General features: G+C 34.4%; 24 protein-coding genes and 1 tRNA gene. 13 read left to right on the top strand and 12 right to left on the bottom strand.

What is annotated here, in order from left to right; all coding sequences use genetic code 11:
* Positions 1 to 229 precede the first annotated feature (229 nt).
* The 7 genes from AAGD76_RS00140 to AAGD76_RS00170 all read right to left on the bottom strand — a co-directional run bounded on the left by AAGD76_RS00140 (position 230) and on the right by AAGD76_RS00170 (position 5,964).
* A complete protein-coding gene (locus AAGD76_RS00140) occupies positions 230 to 574 on the bottom strand; it encodes a multidrug efflux SMR transporter (protein ID WP_341820141.1) in 345 nt (114 codons plus the stop codon).
* 16 nt (positions 575 to 590) lie between these two features.
* Complete coding sequence (locus AAGD76_RS00145) at positions 591 to 905, bottom strand: DMT family transporter (protein WP_010082606.1); 315 nt, start codon at positions 903 to 905, stop codon at positions 591 to 593.
* Positions 906 to 1,004: 99 nt separating this feature from the next.
* Positions 1,005 to 2,111, bottom strand: a complete 1,107-nt coding sequence (locus AAGD76_RS00150; RefSeq protein ID WP_010082605.1) for a D-alanyl-D-alanine carboxypeptidase family protein — start codon at positions 2,109 to 2,111, stop codon at positions 1,005 to 1,007.
* Between the two features lie 718 nt (positions 2,112 to 2,829).
* Complete coding sequence (locus tag AAGD76_RS00155; protein ID WP_264373875.1) at positions 2,830 to 3,588, bottom strand: cell division protein FtsQ/DivIB; 759 nt, start codon at positions 3,586 to 3,588, stop codon at positions 2,830 to 2,832.
* The gene (locus tag AAGD76_RS00160) at positions 3,569 to 4,522 is read right to left on the bottom strand and encodes a D-alanine--D-alanine ligase (protein WP_341820142.1); all 954 of its coding nucleotides are present in this window, start codon (positions 4,520 to 4,522) and stop codon (positions 3,569 to 3,571) included. The genes AAGD76_RS00155 and AAGD76_RS00160 overlap by 20 nt, the downstream gene beginning before the upstream one ends.
* An 88-nt stretch (positions 4,523 to 4,610) precedes the next feature.
* Positions 4,611 to 5,396 carry a hypothetical protein gene (locus AAGD76_RS00165; protein WP_264705763.1) on the bottom strand — a complete coding sequence of 262 codons (786 nt, stop codon included), beginning with the start codon at positions 5,394 to 5,396 and terminating at the stop codon, positions 4,611 to 4,613.
* Between the two features lie 193 nt (positions 5,397 to 5,589).
* Positions 5,590 to 5,964 (bottom strand): ferredoxin family protein, encoded by a 375-nt coding sequence (locus tag AAGD76_RS00170; RefSeq protein WP_063630600.1) that lies wholly within the window; start codon positions 5,962 to 5,964, stop codon positions 5,590 to 5,592.
* A 61-nt stretch (positions 5,965 to 6,025) separates the two neighbouring features.
* Here AAGD76_RS00170 and dprA point away from each other — a divergent pair, with 61 nt between their 5' ends.
* Positions 6,026 to 7,114, top strand: coding sequence for a DNA-processing protein DprA (gene dprA, locus AAGD76_RS00175; RefSeq protein ID WP_341820145.1), 1,089 nt, complete (start codon positions 6,026 to 6,028; stop codon positions 7,112 to 7,114).
* A 74-nt stretch (positions 7,115 to 7,188) separates the two neighbouring features.
* Here the strand turns inward: dprA and AAGD76_RS00180 are convergent, their stop codons facing one another.
* Complete coding sequence (locus tag AAGD76_RS00180) at positions 7,189 to 7,917, bottom strand: triosephosphate isomerase (RefSeq protein ID WP_341820146.1); 729 nt, start codon at positions 7,915 to 7,917, stop codon at positions 7,189 to 7,191.
* Between the two features lie 24 nt (positions 7,918 to 7,941).
* A tRNA-Thr gene (locus tag AAGD76_RS00185) sits at positions 7,942 to 8,014 on the bottom strand.
* A 78-nt stretch (positions 8,015 to 8,092) separates the two neighbouring features.
* Here AAGD76_RS00185 and rsmA point away from each other — a divergent pair.
* From rsmA to AAGD76_RS06375, 5 genes are all read left to right on the top strand, one after another.
* Positions 8,093 to 8,905, top strand: coding sequence for a 16S rRNA (adenine(1518)-N(6)/adenine(1519)-N(6))-dimethyltransferase RsmA (rsmA, locus tag AAGD76_RS00190; protein ID WP_209472716.1), 813 nt, complete (start codon positions 8,093 to 8,095; stop codon positions 8,903 to 8,905).
* Positions 8,906 to 9,021: 116 nt separating this feature from the next.
* Positions 9,022 to 10,515, top strand: a complete 1,494-nt coding sequence (guaB, locus tag AAGD76_RS00195; protein WP_065095043.1) for an IMP dehydrogenase — start codon at positions 9,022 to 9,024, stop codon at positions 10,513 to 10,515.
* A gap of 63 nt (positions 10,516 to 10,578) precedes the next feature.
* Positions 10,579 to 10,713: an IS3 family transposase gene (locus AAGD76_RS00200; protein WP_007548354.1), complete on the top strand. Its 135-nt coding sequence runs from the start codon at positions 10,579 to 10,581 to the stop codon at positions 10,711 to 10,713.
* Positions 10,710 to 10,844 carry a hypothetical protein gene (locus tag AAGD76_RS00205; protein ID WP_007548509.1) on the top strand — a complete coding sequence of 45 codons (135 nt, stop codon included), beginning with the start codon at positions 10,710 to 10,712 and terminating at the stop codon, positions 10,842 to 10,844. The genes AAGD76_RS00200 and AAGD76_RS00205 overlap by 4 nt, the downstream gene beginning before the upstream one ends.
* A gap of 445 nt (positions 10,845 to 11,289) precedes the next feature.
* Positions 11,290 to 11,475 (top strand): DDE-type integrase/transposase/recombinase, encoded by a 186-nt coding sequence (locus tag AAGD76_RS06375; protein ID WP_338062968.1) that lies wholly within the window; start codon positions 11,290 to 11,292, stop codon positions 11,473 to 11,475.
* A 129-nt stretch (positions 11,476 to 11,604) separates the two neighbouring features.
* Here AAGD76_RS06375 and AAGD76_RS00210 read toward each other — a convergent pair whose 3' ends face one another.
* Positions 11,605 to 11,886, bottom strand: a complete 282-nt coding sequence (locus AAGD76_RS00210) for a hypothetical protein (RefSeq protein ID WP_039964338.1) — start codon at positions 11,884 to 11,886, stop codon at positions 11,605 to 11,607.
* Here AAGD76_RS00210 and secD point away from each other — a divergent pair.
* Positions 11,873 to 13,231, top strand: a complete 1,359-nt coding sequence (secD, locus tag AAGD76_RS00215) for a protein translocase subunit SecD (protein ID WP_341820147.1) — start codon at positions 11,873 to 11,875, stop codon at positions 13,229 to 13,231. The two genes, AAGD76_RS00210 and secD, sit on opposite strands and share 14 nt — an antisense overlap.
* Here the strand turns inward: secD and AAGD76_RS00220 are convergent.
* A complete protein-coding gene (locus AAGD76_RS00220; protein WP_341820148.1) occupies positions 13,228 to 14,013 on the bottom strand; it encodes an enoyl-ACP reductase in 786 nt (261 codons plus the stop codon). The genes secD and AAGD76_RS00220 overlap by 4 nt on opposite strands.
* Positions 14,014 to 14,246: 233 nt before the next feature.
* Between AAGD76_RS00220 and AAGD76_RS00225 the strand changes: the two genes are divergently transcribed.
* The 6 genes from AAGD76_RS00225 to AAGD76_RS00245 all read left to right on the top strand — a co-directional run bounded on the left by AAGD76_RS00225 (position 14,247) and on the right by AAGD76_RS00245 (position 17,519).
* Positions 14,247 to 15,062 carry a hypothetical protein gene (locus AAGD76_RS00225; protein ID WP_213863080.1) on the top strand — a complete coding sequence of 272 codons (816 nt, stop codon included), beginning with the start codon at positions 14,247 to 14,249 and terminating at the stop codon, positions 15,060 to 15,062.
* Positions 15,063 to 15,124: 62 nt separating this feature from the next.
* Positions 15,125 to 16,297: a porin gene (locus tag AAGD76_RS00230; protein WP_341820149.1), complete on the top strand. Its 1,173-nt coding sequence runs from the start codon at positions 15,125 to 15,127 to the stop codon at positions 16,295 to 16,297.
* Between the two features lie 170 nt (positions 16,298 to 16,467).
* Positions 16,468 to 16,731, top strand: a complete 264-nt coding sequence (locus AAGD76_RS00235; RefSeq protein WP_010082386.1) for a transposase — start codon at positions 16,468 to 16,470, stop codon at positions 16,729 to 16,731.
* A 169-nt stretch (positions 16,732 to 16,900) separates the two neighbouring features.
* A complete protein-coding gene (locus AAGD76_RS06380) occupies positions 16,901 to 17,116 on the top strand; it encodes an IS3 family transposase (protein ID WP_353286574.1) in 216 nt (71 codons plus the stop codon).
* An 84-nt stretch (positions 17,117 to 17,200) separates the two neighbouring features.
* Positions 17,201 to 17,365 carry a DDE-type integrase/transposase/recombinase gene (locus tag AAGD76_RS00240; RefSeq protein ID WP_156768648.1) on the top strand — a complete coding sequence of 55 codons (165 nt, stop codon included), beginning with the start codon at positions 17,201 to 17,203 and terminating at the stop codon, positions 17,363 to 17,365.
* Positions 17,355 to 17,519 (top strand): IS3 family transposase, encoded by a 165-nt coding sequence (locus tag AAGD76_RS00245; protein ID WP_341820150.1) that lies wholly within the window; start codon positions 17,355 to 17,357, stop codon positions 17,517 to 17,519. Before AAGD76_RS00240 ends, AAGD76_RS00245 begins: the two co-directional genes overlap by 11 nt.
* Before the next feature lie 91 nt (positions 17,520 to 17,610).
* Here AAGD76_RS00245 and AAGD76_RS00250 read toward each other — a convergent pair whose 3' ends face one another.
* Positions 17,611 to 19,014: an NAD(P)H-dependent flavin oxidoreductase gene (locus tag AAGD76_RS00250; RefSeq protein ID WP_341820151.1), complete on the bottom strand. Its 1,404-nt coding sequence runs from the start codon at positions 19,012 to 19,014 to the stop codon at positions 17,611 to 17,613.
* Positions 19,015 to 19,074 lie beyond the last annotated feature (60 nt).

The raw sequence follows: 19,074 nt of genomic DNA on the forward strand, positions 1-19,074 counted from the left end.
TGAAATAAAACAGAAACAAAAGTGCTGTCCCTTGCACTCTTTGGATAATTTAATGATAAAAAATTTGGAGAGAAATTTTATACACAATCTCTGACATTTTTCCTTAAGTTGACGCCATTGTGTGAACGGTTACGGTTTCCCGTCTTCACCATGCTATATAGAAAAAAGTCTGGATTCCAATTTGCATGACAATATGGAGTATCTGCTTCTTTCATCCCAGTGGGATCTTTTATTCCATTTTATCAACAGTTTGTTTTGCAGTATCAAACAATTTTAATCCTATAATCCCGAATGTAACTAAAATCAAGCATATTACTTCGAATAAATTAACTGGTTCATCAAATAGGTAAACTCCAAGTATCGAAGCTCCTATAGCGCCCACTCCAGTCCAAATTGCATAGCATACTCCGATAGGTATAGAACGTGTAGCGAGCGAAAGTAAATATGTACTAAGAGCCATGGAGAGTATGCTCATTATTGATGGTACGAGATGAGTAAATCCATAACTATGCTTAAGTGTTATGACCCAGAACACTTCAATTAGTGACGATAAGAGTAAATATATCCAATTCATGCATAAATTTTTAGGTTTAAATAGAGAGCTTTAGCCCTATGCTTCCTATTACAATTAAAACGATACATAAAACTTGAGATAAATTAATATTCTCTGTGAAAGTGGTTGCACCAATTATAGTTATTCCAATTGTGCATATTCCAGAGGAAACTGCATAGCATACCCTAATAGGTAGAAAGCATGCTGCAAGAGATAAAAAGTAAATGCTAATGATCATAATTACCAATGTTGCAATCGAAGGCACAACTTTAGTAAAACTGTTACTAAACTTTAGCGTTACAGCCCACAGTATCTCTAGGATACTAGACAGCAACAAATACAACCAGCACATTTTCGTAACATTTCAATCTTGTATTGTAACAGAAATTGTTAGTTAAAACTACACTAAAGTGCAATAGATCTCTCTTTCGGAATTGCTTTAATATCAAACTTAAAACAACATCCTAAAAAACTTTTCTACGAAATTCAATTCCTGCACGTCATTTGCTGCATAAAGTGGTGTAGTTTGTTGCTCAATACCTGGTATTTCTACAAAAACTTTGCCCACTTCTTGACCTTTTTTAATGGGTGCAGGTATCATATCTTTATATTCAATACGCACCTTAATTTGGTCATGCAATTTGCGGTTGTAAGTTATGGTAACATCGTTTGCAACTGTAATAGGCACTTTTCTATCTTTTCCATAGAGAACATTTACTTCCTCAACTACGCTGTCTTTAACGAATATTTTCTTAGTGTTAAAATGATTTAAGGAGTATTGTATCAATCTTTTTGCTTCTTCTATTCGCTCTTTCTCAGTGTTTAAACCATTTACGACAGCAAAAATTCTCCTATCATTTCGTTTTGCAGATGCTACAATGCCGTAACCACCAGCATTTGTATAACCGGTTTTTAAGCCATCAACCCCAATATCGTGAAAAAGTAGAAGATTTTTATTCTTTTGTACAATTTCATTATATGTCAAATATTGTTCGGAAAATAAATCATAATATTCAGGAAAATCGGTGAAAATCCTTTTTGCCAGCATTACCAAGTCTTTTGCGTTCATAAAATGATCTTCATCTGGCCACCCGCTTGAGTTGACAAAATGACTGTCATTCAGATTCAAATTTTGTGCAACTTCATTCATTTCAGCCACAAAATTCTCTTCTGATCCTGCAATGCCCTCGGCTAGTGTTATGCAGGCATCATTGCCTGAGACTATTGTAATTCCTTCAAGTAATTCCCTCACCGTAACGGATTGACCTTCTTTCAAAAACATAGAAGAGCCTCTCCTTTCCCACGCTTTTCTACTTACTCGAAATTTATCCTCCATGTGTATTATTCCAGCTTTTAGATAATCGAAGGCTATATATAAAGTCATTAGCTTGCTCATTGAAGATGGGGCCATTTTTTCATCAGAATTATGGTCAAAAATGAATGAGTCTGAAGCTAAATCTAAGACTACTGCTTGCTTTGCTTTGGTTCTAAACTGGTATGAGTATGAAGAAAAAGGAAGTATAAAAACTAATAGCAAAATTACCAATCTGCTTAACATATCTATAATTTTAAATTTATAGTGTACTAATTAATAGTATAATTTTACAGGGGCATTTCAATAGATCTCTTGCATAAAAATTCCTTGACAAACCTCACCAGCCCCCTTATCATGAAACTGAAGCTATTTATTTATCTTCTCTGTACAGATTAAATGACAAAAAAACTCACGTATCTGGCGTCTCATGTTTAATTTTTTGCACTATGTGCACCTTATGTCTTTATAAAATTTCTAGGTTTTTACCTAATATAAGCTAAAATGCGCTTATAAAGCATTTAAAACATAAAAAAACGCCAACTTAAAAAATGGATAGTGAATAACTAGCTACCCTAGGGTTTCTTTTGCCTTTTTTTCTGTTTAGTAAATTTCTTAAACATTTATGACTAAAGGTTAGTTGCATTAAAAAGCAGCTAAATCGCGGTTATTAAGCGTTTAGAATAAAAAAACGCCATACTTGAAAGTATAATGTAAGTAATTAGCCAACCACGGGGCTTCTTTTGCCTTTTTTTTCGTTTGGTAAATTTCTTAAATATTTATAGCTAAACGACAACCGTCATCCCGCTACGTGTTAGCGGGATCTATGTTAAGGTATGGCGGTTAAATAAGGGATCTATGTTAAGAGATACCGCGAATGAATCGCGGTATGACGGTTCGCGGCGGGATTCCAGTGTCTGGGCACTGGGATGACAGGAAAAGGGGCTACTTGGATTACAGCAGATCACCTCTTCACAAAGATTTTATCAGTAATACGCATATCAATTATACTCCAATTGCTGAAAGTAAAATCAGTTGTATTTTGCAAGTGGTTTAAATAGTCCCATGCACTATAAGGGTTATCTTCAGGCAGTTTTACTGTGGAATCGTTATCAAGTATGATATTCCATCTTCTATTCCCTATATAAGCAAAAGAAGAAATGTGGTCACTTAATTGAGTTTTACTCTCTAACACATCTTTAACAAATTCTAGGTTTGATAATGAGTTTTGTCCTGTAATTACAACAAGATCATCTACTAGATAGTCATCTACGATCACTTTACCTTCAAAATCAATTACCGAGGTTTTGTTATTATCTTTCCAGAGAGCAAACGGTTTATGCTCATCTATATTAATGTGTAGAGTATTGGGCAAAATTCTGTGAACTCTTACGTGTTTTATCCATCTGCTTACGGATTGTATGTTACCGGCAAGTTTTGAAAGTGATATATACAGGATAGGTTGCGTTCTATCTGTCAAACTTAGAATATCCTTTTTGTTTGTAAATTTATTGCCGCTCACGACTACTTCGTCGATTGAAAATCCACTACTGAGTAATAAACTAGATAGGCAGTCATTATACCAAGTAAAGTAGTAATTAAATCGATTTATTATTTTATCAAGTGAGCTGTAGAGTATTAGCGTAAGAAAAAGTGCTGTGATAATAACCAAGGCACACTTGCGCAAAAAACTCCTTTGGCTTCTAGTAATACTGCTCAACATGACTTAAATCCCTAATATTTTTGTGCTGCAAACTATCTTCAATAATAATTTTAACTAATTCATTAAAATTGATTCCTTTTGCCAATTTTGCAATTTCTGGCACTAACGATAACTCAGTAAAGCCAGGATGTGTATTAATCTCAAGCATTTTTAAAGTGTTATTTTTGGGATTATAACGGAAATCTGAGCGGGAAATAGTTTTGCATCCTAAAAATTGATGTATTTTCAGTGCGTGTTCCAAGGTCATTTTATATATATTGTCAGGAATTTTAGCAGGAAATATATGTTCTGCAAATCCATCTGTATACTTTGCTTCATAATCATAGAATTTATTTTTTGGTCGTACTTCTATAGTGCCAATTGCTTCATCCAGCAATACAGCAGTATGTAACTCTATGCCCGGTATGTATTCTTCTACGATCATCTTTTCCATTATAGTAGAACTATTATCTTTCAGTTCTAAGTAATCCTCGTGCGAGAAAATTATGTACACTCCAATACTTGAACCTTCATTAATTGGTTTTAAGACGTACGGATAATCGATTTTAATATTATTTTTTAGTACATCTTCTCGGCTAATTACATAACCTTTTGGAGTGTCGATATTAAGGGATCGAAATATATGCTTTGACATCACTTTATTTATAGCAACGGCAGAAGCCATAACTCCTGAGTGTGTATATTTTATACCTAAGATTTCCAATAAACCTTGAATGCAGCCATCTTCACCATAAGGTCCATGCAGAGCGATAAAAGCAAGGCCCGGATTAATTTTTTTAAGCTTTTCAGCAATATTGCTGTCAACATCTATTTCTATTGCATTATATGAAAGGCTATCGAGCGCCTTCTTTACTGCTTTTCCGCTCATAAGCGATATTTCTCTCTCACAAGAAAACCCACCACTTAAAATTGCTATAGTTGGAACCATAAGCATTCTATGTTTTACTATATAGCATATATAATGGTTACATTAAGCTTATTAAATACCTACTTTGGCTAACTATAAGACCTTCTTACTTTCTTCAAGCACTTTTTTTATCCACTTCAAATAGCGTGCTCGGCAACGGTAGTGGCGTGTTTGCTGCACCTTTATACTGTTCACAGATAAGCTTTTCTAAATCCTCAGCAGATTGTTCTTTTGCTTCTTCTTTTTTCACTACTCCACTAGTTACTAAATCAATTAAGGCTGTAGTGTGTATTATCATTCGATTATTTAGCTCAAATATCTTTTTTGTATCAAGTGAGGGGTTTCTAATTAAGGCAGATAGTGCATGCATATATTTGTCTATATCAGAAAGACTTTTGTTTGTATCATAGTTGCTAGCTAATATATATTCCTTCAAACGCTCAATTTCTTCTGGAGTAAACTTGTAAACTTCATCAAGTTTCCTTATTAAAGATATAGTAAGTATTCTACTTAAAACTCTCAATTCTCTAATAAATTGTATTCCTTCTCCTTCAGGATAAGACATTTCTTCTTTTTTATATTTCTTAAATAATTCTTGATCATAAGACTTTCTGAAATCTGACATCATTGCTAATGCTAACTCTTGTGAACCTAGCTTAAAAACTTCGTTGAAGCTGTTTGCGTTGGCATCTTGTGCACCGCCTGCAGTAATTCCACAACTATAAGAAATCTTTTCAGATAAGCTATGATACTCTTTTATCATCTCTTTCAGCAATATTTTAATATCATCTTCGGTTAACTCTACTGTTGATAATAGATCACATGTTTTTTCAAGATCACCATTCACTTGAAAAAGTAACCCTTCAATCTTTTTAATGGTTTCTCTTTTATTTATACTCACAACTTACCCCCAAGATTTGATGCTAATAGCTAATTTTATAATCAAATATTTCAAAAGTCAATAAGCCTTTTTCCTTAATCCTTAAGTTAATCGATACTAATTTATCAGCATAACAACTTAGATAACGCAACTATTTTCAGCAACCAAAAACAACAACCCTGAAATACAAAAAGTTTCTTTTCCTTCAGTAGCATTATTCTAAATTTTCATCAAAATAAGTTGTTTTATCCTTTTTTTCCTTATACTCTTCTGCAGTATAGAGAGGTTGTTTTTTAGCTGTGATATTTGGCCATTTTTGTGAGTATTCTACGTTTATGTTGTAAAATGACTTGAAAGTTTTTTGTTCGCTGCTCAGCAACTCTTCATCTAGTTCTAAAATATCTTTTATGGAATCATCAGTTACAATTGCATCCACCGGACACTCAGGTATGCACACTCCGCAATCAATACATTCATCTGGGTTAATCACGAGCATGTTTTTACCTTCATAGAAGCAGTCAACGGGACATACTTCCACACAGTCCGTATATTTACATTTTATGCATTTATCTGTAACAAAATGCGTCATAAAACACTGTATATTTGTATTATCTTGGGTACACTAAATTGATAAGAAATTCAAGTCTTTTATGAAGATAAATAAATTGAACAACAAAGAATTAGAAGTATGGTTAAGCTTGGCTAGAACTATAGGACCAATAAAGTTTTTTAGTATACTAAGAACACATGGATCGCTAGATGAGGTGTTGAAATATCTCAATAGGGTGGCTAATAATAAGGTGTATGGCATTCAAGATGCACGAGAAGAAATCAATAATGCAGAAAGAATTGGAGCTAAAATTATACCCGCATGTGACCCAGATTACCCTGATCTTTTAAGAAATATCCCTAGTTGTCCTCCTGTAATAACTGCGCTTGGTGATATATCATTATTAAGCCGTGAGATAATTGCAATAATCGGTGGGCGTAACTCTTCAATGAATGGAAGAAATTTTGCCAATAAGTTGGCACTTGATTTAAGTGAAGCTGGTTTTGTTATCATTTCTGGACTTGCAAGAGGAATTGATACTGCAGCAAACAGTGTAATATACAAAAATCACCCCACTATTGCTGTTACAGCAAGCGGAATTGATGTGGTGTATCCAAAAGAGAATTTTGATCTATACAAAAAAATCACTGGGAATGGTGGGTTGGTAATTACTGAGCTTCCATTTGCTACTAAACCAAAGCCTCAGTATTTTCCTCAAAGGAATCGAATTATATCTGGCCTATCGCTAGGTGTTGCAGTGATTGAAGCATCGAAACGTTCTGGCTCTCTAATAACAGCAGATTTTGCTTTAAATCAAGGGAGAGAGGTGTTTGCAGTTTCTGGTTTCCCTTTAGATTCACGCTGTAGTGGTAGTAATTATTTAATTAAAAACGGTGCTAAGCTTATCGAATCCGCTGATGACATAATAGAGAGTATTAGGTTTAGTTTACCTCCGCAGCAAAAAAACCTATTTGATGTTGAGCACCATTTTGTTAACCAAAAACAAGAAAAATTACAACAGGCAAAATCTGTTATAGTTGATCATATTAACTCTGTACCTGTTGATATAGATGAACTTATATTAGCAAGCGGACTTTCTACCAACATAGCTCTAATGGCTCTTTTGGAACTAGAGTTGGAAAACAAAATAGAGCGTTCACCGGGGAATAAAATATCGTTAATTTTCTAGATTACTTTAGCTATACTAGATGTTCGTACAGATATATGCTTGACACTGGAATGATGACATTTATCATAGGATTCTTAGTTGCTGATTTTAGAATTGATAAGAGAAAACTTTTTTTCAACTTGTTGTATAATTTTATAAAAGTGATCGAAATCTAAGCTTGCACTGCCAATTAAAACTCCTGATAAATTTGAAATATTTAACAAATTTTCTATATTTTCTGAACTAACTGAACCACCATATATAATGTGTTTTTTACCAGTACACAATTTTATTACCTCTATCACCTCAGTAATTGCATCATTATTTGGCATATGACCTGTACCTATTGCCCATATTGGCTCATATACTACGGTATATTTACCATGTGTTGGCAAACGGTTTTTACATTGATATTCTATTACTTCTTTTGTTTTTTCATTCTTATAATCTTCTGAATTTTCACCTACACAGATAATTGGGTGTAAGCCTGATTCTATTGCTATTTCCGACTTAAGTTTTATTTCACTATCTTTTTCATTAGCCCTTTCAGAATGCCCAAGTATTACGTAAGTACACCCTAGTTCTTTTAACATTTCTGCGCTAATTTCACCTGTGTAAGAACCGGACTTTTTCTGATGGCAATTCTGTGCTCCTATACTAATATTATTGCTTAGCTCTATACTATCTGGCAATGATGTAAAAGGAGGGCAAATCACTAGCTTAGAGGTAATTTCGTTGCTCTTGTTGTTAAGTTTGCCTATAAAGTCAACAAATGAAGAACGCATTCCATTCATTTTCCAATTTGCTACTATTAAAAAGGACATCAACTTTACTTATATGGGCGAGAGTGCCGGCTGTCGGACTTGAACTGACAACCTACTGATTACAAGTCAGTTGCTCTACCAATTGAGCTAAGCCGGCGTTAAACACATTAATAATATACAATTATCAATGAATTTTAGTCAACTAATTTTTAAAATACTGTATAATGAAAATAATATGAAAAAATTTTTACTGAAGCCAAAAAAGAGTCTAGGGCAAAATTTTATTTTATCGAGTGAGATAACAAAAAAAATCGTCGCTTTAGCTGGTAGTCTGGAAAATTTTAATGTCATTGAAATTGGTCCTGGATATGGTGCATTAACAAGAGAAATATTGGTGCATAATCCAAAGTCTCTACTTTCTATAGAAAAAGATAGAGATTTAGTAAAACACCATGACCAACTGCTAAATGAGCATCAAGGAAAGTATAGAATTATAGAAGCGGATGCACTGCATGTTACAGAAGAAGAGCTGATAGAGCGCCCAGTTAAAGTTATTGCTAACTTGCCTTACAATATCTCGGTAGTGTTATTTTTAAAGTGGTTAAATAATATAAAATTTTTTACGAACTTGACATTAATGTTTCAAAAAGAGGTAGCAGATCGCATTACGGCAAGACCCAATTCTAAAGATTATGGTTCCTTATCAGTGCTAAGCCAGTTGCTATGTGATATAAAAAAGGAATTTGATATTGAACCTAAAGAGTTTTTTCCAAGACCAAAAATACATTCTTCAGTAATTACAGTAAATCCTTTGCCTACCCCAAAGTTTGCAGTAAATTTGGAAACCTTAACAAGATTAACACGTGTCGTTTTTTCTCAAAGAAGAAAGATGCTGAGAAATAGCTTGCAAAATATAACGAACCACGCTGAAACTGTCCTTGAAAACGCTAAATTGAGCGGAAACCAGCGTCCAGAAAACTTAACTATTGAGCAGTTTTGTTTGCTGGCAAATAATGTAGAATGCTTATTTTGCAATAAAATGTATTAGCAACCATATAGCTCTTCTATCTCCTAAAAACAGTTAGAGCTATACAATTAAAGGCTCCTAGCTAATTTTGCCTATTGCAATTTAATTAATTGGCGTATAAGCTTTAAATAAAGCCTATGAAAAAAATGGAAGCTTGTTATTCGTTTGACGATATACTTCTTTTGCCAGCCTATTCTAATATATTGCCTTGCGATGCAGATACAAAAACTTATTTAACAAATAGTATAGAACTAAATATCCCTCTCATATCCTCTGCAATGGATACTGTTACTGAATCGGGCTTTGCAATAGCTATTGCCCAACATGGAGGGATAGGTTGCATACATAAGAATTTATCAATAGATGAACAAGTTTTAGAAGTGAGAAGGGTGAAAAAATATGAAAGTTGGATCGTGTATAACCCAATTACGATTTCACCGGATAAAACAGTTGCGGAAGCAATTTCATTAATGAGAGAGCACAATTATTCTGGCATTCCTGTAGTCGATCAACGCAAGTTAGTTGGAATTTTAACTAACCGAGATGTGAGATTTATTGAAGACCAGAACATGAATGTAAAAGTTTCCGAAGTGATGACAAAAGATAAGTTAGTGACAGTGCGGGAGCAGGGAGTGAATAGTGCCTCAGCAATGAAATTGTTGCATGAAAATAGAATAGAAAAGCTTTTGGTCGTAGATGAAAATTCTTGTTGTATAGGTTTAATTACGGTTAAAGACATTGAAAAATACAATAGATACCCAAATTCATGTAAAGACAGTAAAGGGCGTCTCAGAGTTGCCGCTGCAATTGGCACTGGTAAAAAAGATGGTATAGACAGATGTGAAGCTTTGATCGGAGAAGAAGTTGATGTAGTTGTTGTGGATACTGCTCACGGTCATTCCGAAAACGTTATCAATACCATTAGGGAAATAAAAAAGATGTATCCTAATACGCAATTAATTGGCGGAAACATTGCAACAAAGGAGGCTGCTGAAGCGTTGATTGATGCGGGTGTTGATGCAGTGAAGGTTGGAATAGGACCAGGATCAATCTGTACAACCAGAATAGTTACAGGTGTTGGTGTGCCACAATTCTCTGCAATCAAGAATGTTGCAGAGGCGTGTAGAGCAAGAAACGTCAGACTAATTGCTGATGGTGGGGTAAAATACTCAGGAGATGTTGCAAAAGCTATTGCAGCTGGTGCTGACTCTGTGATGATTGGTTCGATTTTTGCTGGCACTGACGAAAGCCCAGGTGAGATTATTATGTATAAGGGCAGAGCATATAAAGGCTATCGAGGAATGGGATCTATTAGTGCAATGAAACGAGGTTCAGCTAGCCGTTATTTTCAAGATAAAGATTCAAAACTCAAATTAGTTCCACAAGGAGTGGAAGGAAGAGTTCCATTCAAAGGTCCAGCTTCAGGAGTAATCCATCAATTGATTGGCGGATTGCAAGCTGCAATGGGGTATACTGGTAATAGGAATATAGAAGAGATGAAAAAAAATTGTAAATTTGTTACTATTACTGCATCAGGATTAAGAGAGAGTCACGCTCATGATATAGTCATTACACAAGAAGCTCCAAATTATGCTTATCAAACGTCCAATTTGTCAACCGATTCGGAGTAGTCCAGAAAAAGTAGAGAGAAAGTTAAAACGTTTTTGGAGTAAAATAAAACGTTTTTTCAAAATATGACAAATAGAAGAGAATATACAGCAGAATTCAAATTAGAAGCTGTTAAGCTGGTTAAAGAAACAGGTCAAGCAAGTACAAAAATAGCAAAAGATCTAGGTATAGATGGCAGTATGTTAAGTAAGAAAATATGATGGAAAAATGTCTGGAGCATACGCATTTCCAGGCAAAGGCTCCTTATGACAAAGAAAGATTTGATCTAAAAAAAGAGCTAATAAGAGAAAGAGACATCTTAAAAAAAGCCCTGGGCAAAGAAAAAGAGTAAAGTATTCTTTTATATAGAAATTGCTATAAAACACAGGAACTATGTAGGGTTTTGTACTGGTGGTATTGGTTGCTAAGGAAAAAAGCAGTAAAGAATTAGCAAAAGAAGGGCTTCTAGCAGATATTCAAAAAATAATCAAGCTTCTAAATGCAGATATGGAGCCCCTAAAATTCACGCTGAATTAAAAGCTTTAGGCAAAAATTAAAACAGTACAAAGTGTTATGCAAGAAAATGGCATTAAAGCCAAGTTTAGACGAAGGTTCAAAAATAAAAAACAGCAAATAAGCAACCGAGTTGTGGCTCCGAACACATTGGATCAAAATTTTACTACTGATCAGCCAAATAAAGTTTGGGATTACCTACATAAAAACTAAAGAAGGTTGTTGGCGGCAATAATTGACCTATATTCACGCATGGTGGTTAATGAGTAACATGATAATTAGTTATAGATTCTTTATTGATGGCCGTTGATAAACGCAAACCCGATAAAAATCTGCTGTTACATAGCGATCAAGGGTCACAGTATACCTCTCAAAATTACCAATTTCTATTGAATACAAAAAACATCATTTCCAGCATGAGCCATAAGGGCTGTTGTTACGATAACTCTGTTGCAGAAAAGTTCACTTAAAAGGGAGCTGCTTATTGATACTTCTCGCTCAACAAACCAGAACTACCATATTTGAATACATAGAAATCTTTTATAACAAATAACGTAGACATTCTACTATTAACTATTGCATTCCTGCACAATTTGTTCTCATGATAAAAACGTCTTAACTTTCTCTCTACTTTTTCTGGGTAAGGTCAAATAGAGAATTTTACAAAAATCTATTTTTAACTTACAATCAATTATTACAATTTTAAACCTACAACTTATGTATAACAGACTTATAGTCAAATCTTTTTCAGTATTATGCATCTGTTTATTTGCTTTATACATAACACTGCCAAATTTCTTTGATAATAAGCTTTTTATTTCGAAAAAAAGAATAAACTTAGGCCTTGACCTGAAAGGAGGGGCATCTTTGCTTTTAAACATAGACTTAGACTTCTATTTTAAGGAAAAGCTAAGCATGCTAGCTAACGAAATAAAAGAGACATTGCTAACAAAAAATATTGAATCTAACGTACAAAATAGCGTTATAACTTTAAATAATATTGATGATTATAAAAAAGCATCTGTGTTGATTAATGCGATAAATCCAAATTTAGAGCTAAATAGAAAAGATTCTTCAATTCTCATTTCGTATAAACCCCATTATAAAAATTCTTTGATCAGTGAAGTAGCTGCAGAATCAATAAACAATGTCCAGCGCCGTTTGGACAAACTTGGCACAAAGGAAGTCAGCGTTCAAAAACAAGGGCAGAATAAAATATTAGTGCAGGTGCCTGGAGTAGAAGATACCAAGCAGATAAAATCTCTGCTTGGCAAAACTGCTAAGCTAGCTTTTCATTTGGCAAACACTAACATAGCCAAGGTGCAGGATATAGACCATGAAACCACTGTCATGCTCAAGGATTCTTTAGGTAATTCTTATCCAATATTCCGCAAAACTGAAATAGGTGGTGATTCGCTGGTTAACGCATCAGTTAGATTTGGTCACTTAGGTAAACCAACAGTGCATTTTAAATTTGACAGCATAGCGAGTAAAAGATTCGCAAAAATCACTAAAGAAAATGTGGGAAAACCTTTTGCAATTGTTCTGGATAACACAGTCTTAACAGTACCTACAATACGTGAGCCAATTTTAAATGGAGAGGGAGAAATTAGCGGTAATTTCACTGAAAAACAAGCAAGCGAACTTGCAATACTTTTAAAATCTGGAGCACTGCCAGCACCACTTAAAATAATTGAAGAAAAAAACATTGGCCCAAGTCTTGGAGAAGAATCAATAAAGGCAGGGGAAATGGCAGCAACAATCTCTATTATAGCCGTGGCTTTATTTATAATCATCACTTACGGCAAATTAGGTGTATTGGCCTCTGTTGCACTTTTTTCTAATGTAGTTCTTATATTATCAATTCTCACTCTGCTTGAAGCAACTCTAACTTTACCTGGAATTGCCGGTATTGCACTCACTGTCGGTATGGCGGTGGATGCAAATGTTTTAATATTTGAGCGAATTCGTGAGGAAATCAAATCTGGCAAGAGAGTGGAACGTGCTATTGAAGAAGGGTTTAAAAACGCTATAAAGACAATACAGGATTCAAATATCACTACATTAATTGCTGCAGGAATAATGTTCATTATTGGCAGTGGAGCAATAAGAGGCTTTTCTGTCACTCTATCAATAGGAATTTTATGTTCGATGTTTTCTGCAATCACAGTCACAAAACTCCTGATAGAGTTGTGTATGAACCCGAAGGAACTAGTGCTTTGTTAGTCAACTACCTTCATTCCCACAACGTTATATCCTGAATCAACGTGCAAAATTTCTCCAGTAGTGCCACTACTTAAGTCGCTTAATAAGTATAACGCTGCCTTGCCAACATCCTCTATTGTAACATTGCGTCTGAGCGGAGAATTATTTCTATTCCATTCTGATATGGAGTGAAAATCGCTTATTCCAGAAGATGCTAAAGTTCTGATTGGACCAGCGGAAATGGCATTTACTCTGATATTTTGTGGTCCAAGATCACATGCTATATATTTTACACTTGCTTCAAGTGCTGCTTTACATAAACCCATAACGTTATAATTTGGCATAACTTTTTCAGCGCCATAATAAGATAAAGTAAGTAAACTACCACCATTTGACATCATTTTTTCAGCCCTTTGCGCTAAAGCAGTAAAAGAATAGCACGATATATGCATTGCATTGAGGAAGTTATCCAGTGAAGTATTGACATATTTGCCATTTAACTCATTTTTATCGGAAAACGCTATTGCATGCACCAAAAGGTCAAGGGTACCCCATTTTTTCTCTATTATTTTAAAAGCGTTATCTATAATTTTTTCATTTGAAACATCACAGTGTAATATTAGCTCCACATTTAATTCATCTGCTATTGGTGATAGTTTTTCTTTTATTATTTCATTCTGGTAGGTGATTGCAAGTTCTGCTCCGTGCTCTGAGAGAGTTTTTGCTATACCGTATGCTATTGATCTCTTATTTATTATTCCGGTTATTAATCCCTTTTTGCCTTGTAATAGACTTGTCGTCATAGAACTATCTGTTTTTTTATAATTTGGAATATTAACTAGGTAAAGTCAAGATATCACTATGTTTTAAAATATTTTTTGCAGTAACTTGAAGTCTATAAACAGTAATCTTGATTCTTCTACAACAAAGCCATCCCGTATGACATTTTGTCTATACCTAATTAAGCATATCAATAAGTAAGTAAATCTTAATATAATCTTATTATACTTATAAATACGCTGTATAGAATGAAAGTATGGATGATTTCATAACTGCAAGAAGAAAAGATGATGCTGTGGTATCTGTTTGTCAGGATAATAAGAAAAAAAACGTGTTAATTTTAGGGCTCAATCAAGCCGCAAGGAATTTGTTAAAATACGAGGAAGGGAATTTACTTAATAAGCCGTTAATCAATATTTTAAGTGCAAGAGCAGCTGACGACATGAAGAATTATTTAGAGTATACCGAAAATGGGCACGATTTACTTGATATATTACCTAAAGTGATAGATTTTTCCTTAACTGATGCTAAAGGAGAAGATATCAGGACAAAAGTAAAAGTTTTCCGCACTGCACAATTTGCCAGTAATAAAATAAATTATGAGCTATTAATACGTGATATCAGTTTGTCCCATAAACTAGGAATCTTTAGAGATAAATATCTAATGGGTAAAAAATATAAAAACCATGACTTATTCGATATACCGGGCAATGAGTCCACTATTCTAGAGTTATACGTTATATTAAATTTTGCCTTTCAACATCAAATTAATGCAGCTATAGGAGTGATTGGCTTAAATAGTAGCTGTAGTGAGACAAATAATGCACTGAAAGTTATCATAGAACATTTTTATAAAAATTGCCGTAGTGATGATTTTCTAGGGTATATTGATGAGAATAAAGTGCTTTTTGTTTTGATTAACTGCGATGTAAAAAGTACATCTAAAATAATTAATCGTATACATTCTGCCATTAATAAGCAGTTATTAAAGCGAAAATTACCAAGTGTATCAATAATTTATGGGAATATAGCTCAAAAACAGGCAGCAAAATCTACCAGCGGTGCCTTCTGAAAAGTTGTTTTTTATTTATATTGAGTTTAAACTTAAATTTTTATAAAGATTTAAGTTTATTTATGAAGTTAAAGTACTACCTGGTAGCACTGCTTTCATCATTGTTTTTGCAGAATAGTGCTAGCTCTAAAACAATTTTGGATAAGGAAATATTTTATGCAGAACTAGACGGAAAAATAGATTTGAGATTCGGCTACGCCTTCAACAGAGATTCTTTCAATGCTAAGCCTAAGGATAAAACTTCAAGTTATTCATACTTGCGCTTTCTTTATTTACAGCAAGTTTATCCAAATACTCAAATGGGGGTTAATGTTAAGGCAGGGGTTTCTGGTATTGCAAACCTAAAAGCGTTAGACATAGAAAAGTTAGACATGGAGGAATGGTATTTTATCATAAAAAACCAGGAACTTGGATCAATTGAATATGGTAAAAGAAGTTTAGTTGGTCAGAGCATGTTAATTAACACTTCAAAAATTTATGCAGCTGCTGGAGGAGTAAATGGTCATTGGACAAACTATGCAAATTTGCGCGGTGATCATAAAAAAGATGGTGACCCTGGATATGATCAAGACAAGGTGTTCTGGGTCAAGCCCAATATTTATAGCGATTATAATGAACTCGAACTAGGGTTAAAACAATCATCAATTAACTACATCTCCCCTGAAATCTATAACTTTCAACTCGGATTCAGTTATGTTCCAGGAAAAAATAACTTACAGTACAGCAATTTAATTGCTGCTGGCCTTTCCTATAAAAACAGCTTATCAGATGATATAGGTTTTACTACTGCCTTAACTGGTGAATTTGCAAGAGAAAATTTAACTGATTGCTCAGATGGGACTTCTAAAAATTATGAATGCCGCAATCAATTACTACACTGGAATTTTGGTTTGAAGCTAAAATTGTTCGATCTTGATTGCATTTTTTCGTATGGTAATGGTGGTAAATCTGGTGAGAAGCGTAATCCTGAAATAAATAATACGTATTATATGAATGCAGGTATCGCTTACCATTCTGATTCTTACAAATCAAGCTTAACATATTTTAGTAGTGGTAGGGATATTGCAGGCGAAGGTACAAACGAGTTAACATCATATGCTTTAAGCCTTGAAAATTCTCTTTTTTTAGGTACTTCATACTATTTCGATATTGTAAAGTTTAGTACAAAAGAGTCTAAAATAGAAAATAACAACTCTGGTTATGTGTTCTTGGCTGGACTGAAATTAAGTTTTTAATATTGCCTCCTTCCAACACTCTTTTCTGTCATCCAAGGTAACCGTTCACAGATTTCCACTTAATTTTTCAATCTCACTCATGGAGAGGCCAGTAAACTGACCTTACCCAGAAAAAGTGGAGAGAAAGAAAGGAGTTTTTTCGGGTAAAATAAAATTTTGGAGGATTAGAAATGGCAAGAGAATATACGGCAGAATTCAAATTGGAAGCTGTTAAGCTGGCAAATGAACAAAGAAAGGCAGGTCAAACAATTACAAAAATAGCAAAGGATTTAGGAATAAAGGGTGGTTTATTAGGAAAATGGATAAAGAAACACAACGAAAAAAAGTCGGCAGCAGATGCATTTCCAGGTAGAGGTAACATGGCTCCTTACGACAAAGAGAGGTTTGATTTACAAAGAGAGTTAGCAAGAGTAACAAGGGAAAGAGACATTTAAAAAAAAGCCCTGGCCAGTCAAAAAGAGTAAAATATTTTTTTATATAGTAACTGCTATAAAGTACAGGGATTATGTAGGATTTTCTGCTAGTGGCTACTATAAGTGGACCACAAGAAAAATAAGCAGTAGAGAATCAGCAAATAAAGAGCTACTCGCAGCTATTCAAAAAATATATCAAGTTTCTAAATGTAGATATGGAGCTCCTAAAATTCATGCTGAATTGAAGGCTTTGGGTAAAAGTTGCAACTTAAAAACAGTGCAAAGTATTATGCAGAAAAATGGTATTCAGGCTATATTGAGAAGAAAATTTAAAATTAAGAAACAACAAACGGACAGTAGCTCCCAATATATTAGACCAAAACTTTATTGTCGATCAACCAAATAAAGTATGGGATTACTTATATAAAAACCAAAGAAGGATGGCTATATTTGGCAACAATAATCGATCTATATTCACGCATGGTAGTTAATGAGCAGTTCAATAAATAAACAATTGGTTATGGACTCTTTATTAATGGCCGTTAACAAGCGTAAACCTGCCAAAAATCTACTATTACATAGTGATCAAGGTTCACAATATACTTCGCAAGGTTATCAATATCTCTTATCCATAAAAAACATAGATGAGTTATAAAGGCTGTTGTTACGACAATTCTGTTGCAGAAAGCTTCTTTAGCTCATTGAAAAGAGAAATACTTATTGATACTTCACAACACCCTGCTCAACAAACTAGAACTGCAATATTTGAATACATAGAAATTTTTTATAACAAACAACGTCACTATTAACTATTGCATTCCAGAACAATTTGATGCATCATTCTTTTTGTAAAAAACATTCCAAACTTTCTCTCCACTTTTTCTGGGTAAGGTCACTGACTCAATACCCAGTCAATATCCTTTCCACCAGTTCTTTTACTGCCGGTACGTAGCCATTCTCATAAAATGGATCTTGCTTAAATTTGTACACATTGTGCCCGGAAAACATGAGTTCGTTCTCAATATCACCATCGTGTATAACGTTTTGCAGTGTTTTTTGTATGCAAAAACTACGCGGATCTGGCTTTCGTCCTGTTGAATGGTCACCATGATCTTTCCAATTGCTAAACAAACAATGACTTAAGCATCCCATACAATTGATTTGATCTTGTCTTATCTCTGCAAACCTGCCTGGCGTCACAAAAATAACAGTTGTATCTGGAGTTTTCATTGCTTCTGTATACCCTGCTTTAGTCCATGTATTTGCCAGTTCTTTGTCTTTTGCAGTAAGGTAGATCTTTCTACCTCTGCTACCCATTGCAAATTCATTATTAAATTCTTCGCTAGCATTTTCTGAAAACTTTATTTGACGTGAATTCCGTTCCTGCAACTCACGTATGAAGTTATTTTTTACTGCAGATGAGTAAAACCCTGTTGGACTGAATTTATTTAAAAATACATCACCTTCTTCTAAAGTGAGTAGCTTCTTTTTCCACTCTGCAGAAATTGGGCTTTCTTTCGTCAAAAGTGGACGAGTGCCAAACTGAAAAGCTATTGGTCCAATTTGCAGATTGTCAAACCAATGTTCCCAATCTTTCAAATGCCACACTCCTCCTGCCATAACAATTGGTGTTTCTGAAAGACCGATCTCGTTCATGAAAGATCTAAACTCTGCAACTCTTTCAAATGGAGCCTGTGGTAGCTCTGGGTCTTCACTGTTACTCAGTCCATTGTGTCCTCCAGCAAGCCATGGATCTTCATACACTACTCCACCAAGCAAATAGGAAGATATTCTTTGGTAAGCACGCTTCCATAATGCTTTAAAAGCACGCACCGATGAGATAATAGGGTAATAATAAACCTGATATTTAGCTGCAATTTCTCCAAGCCTATAAGGCATACCAGCACCGCAGGTAATACCATGAATCAAACCTTTCGCTCCTTCTAATATGCCATGAAGCACGCGTTCTGCTGCTCCCATCTCCCAAAGTACATTCATGTGTATTCTTCCATGACCTTTTGATATTTCATTTGCTATTCTTGCCTGACTAATTCCAGCTTCAATACTATACTCAATCAATTCACTATGCTTTTCATTTCTTGTTTTGCCTTTATAAATTAGTGGCACTAACTCGCCATTATCATCAATAAGCTTAGCATTTGCACCAGAAAATGTACCCACAGCATCTGCTGCAGCAAATGCTCCGCTTGATCTTCCATCACTAACTGCAATGCCTTTGCCGCCCTCGATGATTGGCCACACTTCCTTTCCTGAAATTACTATCTTTTTTATCTTATTTTTCAAAACTTCCTCGCAATCTTTCACTCTATTTTACTTAATTACTAAAAAAATGATAGCTGTTTA

The sequence above is a fragment of the Wolbachia endosymbiont (group A) of Cydia strobilella genome (assembly GCF_964026745.1).
In the GTDB taxonomy this organism is placed as follows: domain Bacteria; phylum Pseudomonadota; class Alphaproteobacteria; order Rickettsiales; family Anaplasmataceae; genus Wolbachia; species Wolbachia pipientis.